Origin of the sequence: Halolamina sp., from assembly GCF_036626355.1 — an archaeon.
GTDB lineage: Archaea > Halobacteriota > Halobacteria > Halobacteriales > Haloferacaceae > Halolamina.
Genome location: NZ_JAZKRY010000006.1, coordinates 44946 through 56024, shown reverse-complemented (window position 1 = coordinate 56024; position 11079 = coordinate 44946). Strand labels below are relative to the sequence as shown.

The 11079-nt window shown below is 66.4% G+C and carries 7 protein-coding genes; 3 read left to right on the top strand and 4 right to left on the bottom strand.

The window, feature by feature from the left end:
* Nucleotides 1-182: 182 nt before the first annotated feature.
* The 3 genes from V5A38_RS01910 to V5A38_RS01900 all read right to left on the bottom strand — a co-directional run bounded on the left by V5A38_RS01910 (nucleotide 183) and on the right by V5A38_RS01900 (nucleotide 1671).
* Nucleotides 183-767: an L-threonylcarbamoyladenylate synthase gene (locus tag V5A38_RS01910; RefSeq protein ID WP_332324053.1), complete on the bottom strand. Its 585-nt coding sequence runs from the start codon at nucleotides 765-767 to the stop codon at nucleotides 183-185.
* Between the two features lie 125 nt (nucleotides 768-892).
* A complete protein-coding gene (locus V5A38_RS01905; protein ID WP_332324052.1) occupies nucleotides 893-1396 on the bottom strand; it encodes a redoxin domain-containing protein in 504 nt (167 codons plus the stop codon).
* A complete protein-coding gene (locus V5A38_RS01900) occupies nucleotides 1396-1671 on the bottom strand; it encodes a glutathione S-transferase N-terminal domain-containing protein (protein ID WP_345786264.1) in 276 nt (91 codons plus the stop codon). The genes V5A38_RS01905 and V5A38_RS01900 overlap by 1 nt, the downstream gene beginning before the upstream one ends.
* Before the next feature lie 135 nt (nucleotides 1672-1806).
* On the opposite strand from V5A38_RS01900, the gene V5A38_RS01895 reads away from it, so the two are divergent.
* The 3 genes from V5A38_RS01895 to V5A38_RS01885 all read left to right on the top strand — a co-directional run bounded on the left by V5A38_RS01895 (nucleotide 1807) and on the right by V5A38_RS01885 (nucleotide 6371).
* A complete protein-coding gene (locus V5A38_RS01895; RefSeq protein ID WP_332324050.1) occupies nucleotides 1807-3195 on the top strand; it encodes a hemolysin family protein in 1389 nt (462 codons plus the stop codon).
* Between the two features lie 100 nt (nucleotides 3196-3295).
* Nucleotides 3296-5149 (top strand): cation:proton antiporter, encoded by a 1854-nt coding sequence (locus V5A38_RS01890; RefSeq protein WP_332324049.1) that lies wholly within the window; start codon nucleotides 3296-3298, stop codon nucleotides 5147-5149.
* A 184-nt stretch (nucleotides 5150-5333) separates the two neighbouring features.
* Nucleotides 5334-6371 (top strand): phosphate uptake regulator PhoU, encoded by a 1038-nt coding sequence (locus tag V5A38_RS01885; protein WP_332324048.1) that lies wholly within the window; start codon nucleotides 5334-5336, stop codon nucleotides 6369-6371.
* A gap of 3 nt (nucleotides 6372-6374) precedes the next feature.
* Here the strand turns inward: V5A38_RS01885 and gltB are convergent, their stop codons facing one another.
* On the bottom strand, nucleotides 6375-10952 hold the full coding sequence (gltB, locus tag V5A38_RS01880) for a glutamate synthase large subunit (protein ID WP_332324047.1): 4578 nt from the start codon (nucleotides 10950-10952) through the stop codon (nucleotides 6375-6377).
* Nucleotides 10953-11079 lie beyond the last annotated feature (127 nt).

Below are 11079 nucleotides of genomic sequence, written 5' to 3'. Positions count from 1 at the left end.
AACCGGACGAGCAAAACGGTGGGGGCCGGACTGATAGTGATTACGGCGAATCGGTGCATCGACGGTGTCGAACGCCGCCGGTTCAGGGGCTCCCATCACCGACACGGATGGTCACGGCGGGACAGACTCGCAGTACTCACTATGAGTCGAGAGCAAGGTGAAACGGCCGCCGCTAACTGGCGTCAGTGCTCGTCCAGCCAGCGCGCGACCTCGTCGGCGCGCTTACCGCGGCGGTGAATCACGTCGCTTCCGGGGTCGACGACGGTGCTCTCGCCACCGGGGGTGTTGCCGGCGTCGACGACGGCGCCGACGCCCTCACGGATCGCCGGATCGAGTTCGTCCGGATGGCTCGCGTTGGGCTCGCCGCTGGGGTTGGCGCTGGTTGCGGTGACGGGAGCGAACTCCTCGAGCAGCTCCAGTGCCACGTCGTGGTCCGGGATGCGGATGCCGACCCGGTCGCGCCCGGCCGTGAGCGCGTTCGGGACGTGTGACTCCCGCTCGAGGACCACGGTGACGGGGCCGGGCAGGAACTCGCGCAGGAACGCCTCCTCCCGCTCGGTCGGCACGACGTGTTCGAGCGCGGCGTCCACGTCGGGGATAGCCATCGAGAGCGGCCGGTCGCAGGAGCGACCTTTCAGTTCGTACACCCGCTCCACGGCGTCGCTCGCGATGGCGTCCGCGCCGAGGCCGTAGACGGTGTCGGTCGGGTAGACCGCCAGCTCACCCAGCGCGAGCAGGTTCGTCGCTTGGATGATGTCGTCGCGCATAGCTATTCGATCGGAAGGAACGGAAAAAAGCGGCGTGGTTGGGCGTGATGATACTCTCGCACAGTCACGGCATAGTTTTCGTTGCCGTGACACGACGGTCACGGCAGGGCACGCGCCGTGACTGGTTACAATTCCGCTTCGATTTCGTCGTAATCCGGAAAGTCGGGCCACTCCTCGGCGACCCACGCGTACTCGATGGTGCGGTCCTCGTCGATGAGGAAGACGGCGGGCCGGTGCTCGGTGATGCCAGCCATCCCGTCGAGGGGGTTCTCGATACCGTATTCGTCGGCGACGCTGGCGGCGGGATCCGAGAACAGCTCGTAACCCATCTCCCGCTCGAGGATGAAGCTCTTGTGCTCGTAGGGCGTCGAGATGGAGACCCCGACGACGGTGAGGCCCTCACCACCCCACTCGCGGTCGCTGATCTCGTTCCAGATATACGTTGCCGGGAAGCCGCCGTCCATCGGGAACGCCACGAGTAGCACCTGTCCGTCCTCGGTCAACGAGGCGAGCGAGCGGTCCTCCCAGAACTCCTCGTTGACGAGCGGGCGGGTGAAATCGGGCGCGGTGTCGCCGACGTCGACGTGATTGGCTTCGGGGAGGTCGACAATGTCGAACTCGAGTTCCATCAGGCGTGCGCCTCCTCGCCGCCGTAGGTTTTGTCGAGATACTCGACGATATTCCCCGACTCGGACATGGTGAGCCCGGTGGTCTCGTCGACGATGGCCGGCACCGTCCGCTTGCCGCTGATTCGTTTGACGACATCCCGGTCGGAGTGCATCGCTTCGACGAACCGGGACTGGTAGTCGAGATCGTACTCGTCGAGTTTTCTGACGACCCGTTCACAGAACGGACAGGCCTGCAGCCGGTACAGCGTGATGGGCGGTTCCTCGGACATAGCCATAGTTTGGCCGGGAGCGGCCTAAAGCCGTCGGCGACGGTAGGGCTCGATCCGGGCAATCTGGTCATCTGATGGCGCTACGGACCGGATTCTGCGAGGAAAACGCTTAATCCCGGTGACGAACAATTAAAACTCGACATGGGCTTGCTTCCGACGGTCGCTACCACCCTTAGCAGGGGGGTTCTGCAGTCGATAGTGATCGGTCAACTCTCCCGAGAGGCGCAGACGATTGTGGGTGCCATCATCATCTTCACGCTCATCCTCCTTTCGGGCTTTTTCTCCTCCTCGGAGATCGCCATGTTCTCGCTCGCGAGCCATCGCGTCGAGGCGCTCGTCGAGGACGGCGTCCCGTCCGCGGAAGTGGTCCAGCAGCTCAAGGACAACCCACACCGGCTGCTCGTGACGATTCTGGTCGGCAACAACATCGTCAACATCGCGATGTCCTCCATCGCCACGGGGCTGTTCGCGCTCTACATGAGCCAGGGGGAGGCGGTGCTGGCGGCGACGTTCGGTATCACCACTATTGTTCTGTTGTTCGGCGAGAGTGCGCCGAAATCCTACGCCGTCGAGAACACCGAGTCCTGGGCGCTGCGCATCGCGCGGCCGCTGAAGTACAGCGAGTACGCGCTGTTGCCGCTCATCATCGTCTTCGACAGGCTCACCCGGATAATCAACCGCGTCACCGGCGGTGGCTCGGCCATCGAGGACTCCTACGTCACCCGAGACGAGATCCAGAGCATGATCCAGACCGGGGAGCGCGAAGGGGTCATCGAAGAGGACGAACGCGAGATGCTCCAGCGCATCTTCCGGTTCAACCAGACCATCGCCAAGGAGGTGATGACGCCGCGGCTGGATATGACCGCGGTGCCCAAAGACGCCACCATCGAGGAGGCGATCGAGGAGTGTGTCCAGTCCGATCACGAGCGCGTGCCGGTGTACGATGGGAACCTCGACAACATCATCGGCATCGTCAACGTCCGGAACCTCGTGCGCGCGGCCCGCTACGCCGAGGGTGAGCCCACACTTGCGGACGCGGTCCAGCCCACACTCCACGTCCCCGAATCGAAGAACGTCGACGAACTGCTCCAGGAGATCCAGGATAACCGCCTCCAGATGGTCATCGTCATCGACGAGTTCGGCACCACTGAGGGGCTCATCACGCTCGAGGACATGGTCGAGGAGATCGTCGGCGACATCCTCGAAGGCGACGAGGAAGAGGCCGTCGAGTTCGTCGACGACGACACCGCACTGGTCCGAGGCGAGGTCAATATCGACGAAGTGAACGAGGCCCTCGGCCTCAACCTTCCCGAGGGCGAGGAGTTCGAGACGCTTGCGGGATTCATCTTCAACCGCGCCGGCCGGCTGGTGGAGGAGGGCGAGGAGCTCGAGTACAACGGCGTGCTCATCCGCGTCGAGGAGGTCGACACCACGCGTATCAAGCGCGCCCGGCTGACTATCACCGATGAGTACTACGAGGACGAGGACGTCGAGGGCGCCATCGAAGTCGAGGACGAGCAAGCCGAGTAGCGGGCGGTTTTAGGCGGCCGGCATCGACGGTGCGCCGGGCAACGGTTTGGCCCACCAAGCGGGGCATTCATTATGACGTGCTCCGAGATAGAAACGACCTGTGGCTGCTCCGCTCGAGACGATCACCGTCGTCGTGACGATTCTGGGCTTGGGAGTGGCCGCACAGATTCTCGCCGACCGATTGCGGGTGCCGAGTGTCATCTTCCTCATCCTCGCCGGCGTCGCCGTCGGCCCGGAGGGGCTCGGGATTATCACGCCGGCGGTGTTCGGCGATTCGCTGCCGGCGATCGTTGGCCTCAGCGTCGCGGTCATCGTCTTCGAGGGGGCGTTCAACCTCCAGATCGAACGGCTGTACGAGGCTCCGCGTGAGACGCTCCGGCTCGTCACCATCGGCGCCGTCATCTCCTTCGGCGGGACCGCCCTGGTTGTCAGGTACGCACTCGGCGCGCCATGGGATGTTTCGCTGTTGATCGGTTCGCTCCTAATCGCAACCGGGCCGACGGTCATCACCCCCATCATGAACGTTGTTCCCGTTCGCGACCGCGTTGCCTCCACGCTCGAAACTGAAGGGGTCGTCAACGACGTGACGGCCGCAATCCTCGCCATCGTAATGTTCGAGTTCGTCGTCCTGGAGACCCGCGGGCTTCCGACGCTCGTCCGCGAGTTCGGGCTGCGGTTCGGGGTCGGGATACTCGTCGGCAGCGTCGTCGCGGGGCTGGTCTGGTATCTGCTAAGATACGCGGCCCCCGCCATCGAGAACACGCCACAGAACGCACGGCTGGTCGTTCTCGTCTCCTCGCTCATCATGTACGGGGTGGCCGAACTGATCGCCTCCGAGGCCGGCATCGCCGCCGTCGCCACAGGGGGGTTCGTTCTCGGCAACCTCGATATCCCGTATCGTGACGCGATCGAGCGGTTCAAAGGCGATATCACGCTGCTGATCATCTCGTTCGTCTTCATCACGCTCTCCTCCCTGCTCTCGCTCAAGGACCTGTTCGCCCTCGGCCCCGGCGGGCTCATCGTCGTCGTCGCCGTCGCTGGCGTGATTCGCCCGGCACTGGTGATGCTCTGTACGGTCGGCGACCGGCTGACCGTCGACGAACGTCTCTACATCAGCGCTATCGGGCCACGGGGGATCATCCCGGCGAGCGTCGCCACGCTGTTCGCACTGGAGCTCCAGTCACAGAACCCGATGACGGCGACGACGCTCGTCGGGACGGTGTTTCTCGTCATCGTCGCGACGGTCGTGTTTCAAGGGGGATTAGCCCGTCATATCGCACAAGCGATGGACGTGATACCGAAACGGACGATCATCGTCGGCGGCGGGCGCGTCGGTCGCGCACTCGGCGAGCGACTGGAGGAACGCGGGGAGGAGGTGCTGATCCTCGACCACGACGAACAGGTCGTCGAACAGCTCCGCGCGGAGGGGTTCTCCGCCCGGTACGGCGACGGCACTGACCGGGAGCTACTGGAGTCTGTCGGCGCCGATAACGCGACGGTGGTCGCGGCGGCCACCCGGACCGACGACGTGAACCTGCTGATCTCCCAGCTCGCCAAGAACACGTTCGACGTCGACCGCGTCGTCGCACGGGTGAACCAGCCGGACAATCTGGACGCGTTCGACGACCTCGACGTGGAGGCGATCTCGACCGGGATGTCGGTGGCGTGGTCGATGGACAACGTGATCGAGCGCCCGGCAATCTCCCGCTGGATGACCGAACTCGGGGAGTCCGGCGACGTCCAGGAGGTCGAGGTGACGAACGAAGCGAACGTCGGGAAAACCGTCTCGGAAGTGATGGCGGAGCTCCCGGAGGACTGCCACCTCGCACTGCTGAGTCGAGACGGGGTGAATCAGCTTCCACACCCGGAGGACCGGATTCAGCGCGGCGACCACCTGACGTTCATCGGGCGGACGGAAGCCGTTCGAGAGGCTATCGACTACTGTACCGGGTGACCCACCGGTTTGGTGTGTTCCTCAGTCGGAGGGGAGTCCCGGGGAACCGTCCGTTCGTATCCGGGATACGTAGTCGCCAGTTCATCGTCGGAGCCCGCTCCCTGTCCTTATACACCTAGTATGTGTATTAACCACCCTCTGTTTTGTGAGTGAGAACTAAGGATGTGGAACAGTGTGACATCGTATGGAAACTCGCAAAGTACAGCAACTCGGCCCGTCGACGCTCGCGATGACCCTTCCAGCCGCGTGGACGTCGGAGTACGGCGTGGAGAAGGGCGATGAACTTGTGATTCACGAGGGGACGGGGACGCTGACCGCGACCACGAAAACCGTCGGTACCGAGGAGGGAGAAGCAATCATCCACGTCGACGAACTCGAGGACGACGCCGTCGAACGCGCTATCATCGGGCAGTACGTCCTGGGACGCCGGATTATCCACGTCGAGCAGTCCGAGGGAGCGCTCAGGGGCGGAACCATCGACGCCGTCTACCGCGCGGAGTCCCAACTGATGGGGCTGGGTATCGTCGAGGAGACGCCGGAACGCATCACGGTCCGGTGTTCGGTTGACCCCGCGGATTTCACGCTGGAGAACCTCCTGGAGCGCCTCGAAAGCACCGGCGGGACGATGCGTGAGGAGTCGGTCAAAGCCCTCAGTAGGGGGAACCCGGAGTTGGCCCAGCGGGCCATCAACCGGGAGCGACAGGCGAACAAACTGTTCGTCCTGCTGTTGCGGCTCATCTACACCGTCCATCAGGACCCCTCGATAGCGCGGTCGATGGGCCTGGACGAGACCCTGCCGCTGGTCGGCTACCGCTCTATCGCCAAGAACCTCGAACTCACCGCGGACAACGCCGAGGACATCGCCACCATCGTCGTCGAGAGCGACGGTGAGGCCCTCGACGTGGGGCAGTCGACGATGCGGAAGATTGGCGAACTTACCGACGACGTGAACGAGATAAGCGCCCTCGCCGTCGAGGCGGTCATCGACCGCGACTACCGGTTGACCACCGAGGTCCGGCGTCGGTTCCACGAGATCAAGGACCGCGAGGAGCAACTGCTCTCGGACCTGCCGGAACTCCCGAACGACCAACTCCTCGGAATCCGCGAGGTGCTGGTGAGGCTCCAGGAGACGGCCCAGTACGCCATGCAGAACGCCGAAATCGCCGCGAACCTCGCGCTCCACGGCGACTCAGAGAACGTGAGCGTGGAGTCGGGAGCGTAGCTCTCAGTCGTCCTGCCCCGAGACGGAGCGGACCGTGCCGCTCGGCCCCACCGCGTCGGGGAGGCTGTCCCGAACGTCCGCGCCCTCGTGTTTCTGGACCGCTTCGGCGTAGGCCCCCGGCAGCACCTTCGTGAACGCGTCGAGCGCGGTGTCCCACTCCGCCAGTAGCGCGTCCGCCTGGTCGCTGCCGGTCGCGGCGGCGTGGTTCTCCACCAGGCGGCGGAGCATCCGCTCGTCTCGCTCGTCCAACTCGCCGTGGAGCGACACCATCGCCGTGTTGGTTCGCGCCCGCAGGTCGTTCTCCGGGTCGTAGACGTAGGCGACGCCGCCGGACATCCCGGCCGCGAAGTTCTTGCCGGGCGTCCCCAGCGCCACGACCACCCCGCCGGTCATGTACTCACAGCCGTGGTCGCCGAGGCCCTCCACGACGGCCTTTGCACCGGAGTTCCGGACCGCGAACCGCTCGCCGGCGACGCCGTTGACGTAGCATTCGCCGTCGGTCGCGCCGTAGAGCGCCACGTTGCCGACCAGCGTGTTCGCCGTCGGGTCGACCCCGGTGTCGTCGGGCGTTCGGCAGAGGAGTTTCCCGCCGGAGAGCCCCTTCCCCACGTAGTCGTTGGCGACGCCGTCGAGCGTGAACGTCACTCCGGGCGCGAGGAACGCGCCGAAACTCTGTCCCGCCGCGCCGTCGAACGCGACGGAGACGGTGTCGTCGGCCAGTCCCTCGGGTCCGCACTCCTCGGCGATACGCCCCGAGAGCGTCGCCCCGACCGCCCGGTCCTGATTATCGATACCGCGGCGGAGATGCACCGACTCCCCACGCGCGAGGGCCGGCCCGCAGGCGTCGATGAGGTCCCAGTCGAGTCGGTCGCCGAGGCCGAGGTCCGTGGGCCGGGTCTTGGTGCGGTCGACGTCGTACTCGCCCTCCGGGTCCGCGAGCAGTGCCCCGAGGTCGAGGGTTTTTGCACTCGGGTGGGCCACGTCGGTTCGCTGGACAAGCGCGTCCACGCGTCCCACCATCTCCTCAACGGAGCGGAACCCGAGGTCGGCGAGGCGTTCGCGCACGTCGCGTGCGATGAACTCCATGTAGTTCACGACGTGGGCGGGTTCGCCGGGGAAGCGTTCCCGGAGGTCCTCGTCCTGGGTCGCGATGCCGACCGGACAGCGGTTGGTGTGGCAGGCCCGCGCCATCACACACCCCGAGGTCACGAGGCTGGCCGTCCCGAACACGTACTCCTCGGCACCGAGGAGCGCGGCCACCGTCACGTCGCGACCGGTCTGGAAGCCGCCGTCGACGGCGACCCGGATGCGGTCCCGGAGCCCCGTCGCGTGGAGCATCTGGTTCGCCTCCGCGAGACCGAGTTCCCACGGCGCGCCGGCGTGCTTGATGGAGGTTTTCGCCGACGCGCCCGTCCCGCCGGAGCGCCCGGAGATGTGGACCGTGTCGGCGTCGGCCTTCGCCACGCCGGCGGCGATGGTGCCGACGCCGGTCTCCGAGACGAGTTTGACGTTCACCCCCGCCTCGGGGTTGGTCGCCTTCAGGTCGTAGATCAACTGCTTCAGGTCCTCGATGGAGTAGATGTCGTGCTGGGGCGGGGGCGAGATGAGGTCCACGCCCGGAACGGTCTGGCGGGTGTGGGCGATATGCTCGACTACCTTGTGGCCCGGGAGGTGGCCGCCCTCGCCGGGTTTTGACCCCTGTGCCATCTTGATTTGGAGCTCGTCCGCGCTGGCGAGGTAGGCGTTGGTCACCCCGAACCGGCCGGAGGCGACCTGTTTGACGGTGCACTCGGTCGCGGTGTCGAACCGTTCCGGCGGTTCGCCGCCCTCCCCGGTGTTGGATTTCGCACCGAGTCGGTTCATCGCTCTGGCGTTGGTCTCGTGGGCCTCCGGCGAAATCGACCCAAGCGACATCGCTGCCGTCGAGAACCGCTCGACGATGTCCGCGACTGGTTCGACCTCCTCGACGGGAACCGACTCCCGGCCCGAGTCGAACGAGAGCAGGCCGCGGAGGCTCCCGTGGCCGCCGTCCTCCGCGTCGGCCATCGCAGCGAACTCCCGGTAGATTTCGTAGTCCCCGTTCCGCACGGCCTGCTGGAGGGTCCGCACCGTCTCGGGGTTCCACTGGTGGGACCGGCCCTCCGAGCGGAACTCGAACTCGCCGGTCCGTGGCAGGTCGTCGTCCTCGAAGGCGAGCGCGTGGCGCTCCCGGAGGTCCGCGGCGACCTGCTCCATGTCGATTCCCTCGGTCCGGGTGTCGGTGCCCGCGAAGTACTCCGCGACGAAGTCGGCGTCCAACCCCAGGGCGTCGAACATCTGCGCGCCACGGTAGGACTCGACGGTGGAGATTCCCATCTTCGCCATCACCGTCAGCAGGCCCTCCTCCATGGCGTCGACGTAGCGCTCCCGTGCGTCCGCGTCGCCCATCCCCTCTGGCCCGGCGACGAGGTCCGACACTGTTTCGAGCGCGAGGTAGGGGTTCACCGCGCCAGCGCCGTAACCCACCAGCGTGGCGAGTTGATGAACCGTCCGCACCGCGCCCGTCTCGACGACAAGGCCGACCTGCGTGCGCTCGCTCGCACGGACGAGGTGGTGGTGGACCGCGGCCGTCGCCAGCAGCCCGGGTATCGCCAGGGAATCCGCGTCGACGCCGCGGTCCGAGAGCACCAGCACGTCGTGCTCCGCTGCCGCCGCGGTCGCGCGTTCGTGCAGTCGCTCGACGGCGGCCGCGAGGCCCTCGTCGTCGGCGAAAGTGAGGTCGAGGGTCGCCGCAGTCAAGCCGTTCTCCGCCACGCCCGTCACCGCCGTCAGTTCGTCGTCCCGGAGCACGGGCGAGTCGAGCACCAGTTGTCGGGCGTGCTCGGGCGTCTCCGACAAGAGGTTGCGCTGCGGGCCGAGGCGCGTCTCCAGACTGAACACGAGGCGCTCCCGGATGTGGTCTACCGGCGGGTTCGACACCTGGGCGAACCGCTGGGTGAAGTACGACGACAGCGGGCGGTTGAACGACGACAGCACCGGCAGCGGGGTGTCGTCGCCCATCGACCCCACCGGGTCTTTCCCGTCCTCGACCATCGGCTGGACGAGGTCGTCGAGTTCGTCGTGGGTGTAGCCGAACGCCGCCTGTCGGGCGCGGAGGGTGTCGTCGGAAGCGGGTTCGCCGCCGAAGGTTGCTCGGCCATCGGCCGCCGTCGCCGGTCCGCCGTCGGTCGCCGCCGCGGGGTCGTTCGCGTCGTCGCCCGGCAGGTCTGAGAGTTGGACCTGCTCCGCGGCGACCCACTCGGCGTACCGCTCGTCGGTGAGGCCGTCGACGACCTCGGATTCGGGGAGGATACCTTCGTCGGGATCCGCGACGAACAGTTCCCCCGGTTGAAGCCGGCCGCGTTGCTCGACGGCGGCGGGGTCGAGTTCCAGCGCCCCCGCCTCGCTGGAGAGCACGAGTCGGCCGTCGGCGACGGCGTAGCGACAGGGCCTGAGGCCGTTTCGGTCGAGCACGCCGGCGACTCGGTCGCCGTCGGTGCCGATGACCAGCGCCGGGCCGTCCCACGGTTCGACCAGCGAGGCGTGGTAGTCGTAGAAGGCCCGCTCGGGTTCCGAGAGGTCGTTGTCCTCGGCGCGCCACGCCTCGGGGACCAGCATCCGGAGGGCGTGGGGGAGGCTCCGACCACCCTGCAGCAGTAACTCCAGCGCGTTGTCCACGCTCGCGGTGTCGGACTGCTCGGGGTCGTCGATGATGGGGATCACCGTCTCGATGTCGTCACCGAAGGCGTCGTGGGCGAGATCGCCCTCCCGGGCCCGCATCCAGTTGATGTTCCCCTGAATCGTGTTGAACTCGCCGTTGTGGGAGATGCGCCGGAACGGGTGGGCGAGATGCCACGCGCCGAGGGTGTTGGTGGAGAACCGCGCGTGGACGACGGCGAACGTCGAGCGGACACGCTCGTCCCGAAGGTCCGGGTAGTAGTCCGCCAGTTGGGTACTCGTGAGCAGGCCCTTGTAGACCACAATCTGGCGGTCCAGCGAGCAGACGTAGAACCGCTCGGTGCCAGCGACGTCGGCGTCCGAAACGCGGGTCTCGACGGCCCGACGGCCGAGGTAGAGCGCCCGGTCGAACGCGTCGGTCGAGAGGCCATCCGGGGCGACGAACACCTGCACCACGTTCGGCTCGCTCCGGCGCGCCGTCTCGCCGAGGTCGGCGTTCTCCGTCGGCACGTCGCGCCAGCCAAGGACGTCGAGGTCGTGGTCGGCCAACGTCTCCTCGACGAGCGATTCCAGCGCCGCGGCGTCGTCGGCGTCGCGGGGGAAAAAGAGGGTACCGACCGCGTACTCCTCGGGGAGGGGGAACTCGGTCACGTCGGCGAAGAACGCGGTCGGTCGTTCGATGACGATACCGGCACCGTCGCCGGTGTTCTCCTCGGCACCGGTCGTTCCCCGGTGTTCAAGATTGGCCAGCAGGTCGAGGCTGTCGGCGACGACGGTGTGGTCGGCGTCGCCCGTGAACTCCATCACGACGCCGACGCCGCAGTTCGCCCGGTGGTCCGTGGGGTCGGCGAGGCGGTTCGCGTCTCCGCGTGCGGGTTCGTCCATGGTACTGGTACACAACCGAACCCCTCGGGAAAGCCTACCCCTAATAAGGGGGGGTACGATGGGGTGGGATATTAGGACATACCAACACCGCGGGGGAGGGACGCAAACTCGGCCGACGAAACGCTAC

Excerpts from the sequence above, each read along its gene's own strand:
- gltB (WP_332324047.1), bottom strand. The coding sequence starts at position 10,952 with ATGGACGAACCCGCACGCGGAGACGCGAACCGCCTCGCCGACCCCACG.
- V5A38_RS01910 (WP_332324053.1), bottom strand. The coding sequence starts at position 767 with ATGCGCGACGACATCATCCAAGCGACGAACCTGCTCGCGCTGGGTGAG.
- V5A38_RS01895 (WP_332324050.1), top strand. The coding sequence starts at position 1,807 with ATGGGCTTGCTTCCGACGGTCGCTACCACCCTTAGCAGGGGGGTTCTG.
- V5A38_RS01905 (WP_332324052.1), bottom strand. The coding sequence starts at position 1,396 with ATGGAACTCGAGTTCGACATTGTCGACCTCCCCGAAGCCAATCACGTC.
- V5A38_RS01885 (WP_332324048.1), top strand. The coding sequence starts at position 5,334 with ATGGAAACTCGCAAAGTACAGCAACTCGGCCCGTCGACGCTCGCGATG.
- V5A38_RS01900 (WP_345786264.1), bottom strand. The coding sequence starts at position 1,671 with ATGGCTATGTCCGAGGAACCGCCCATCACGCTGTACCGGCTGCAGGCC.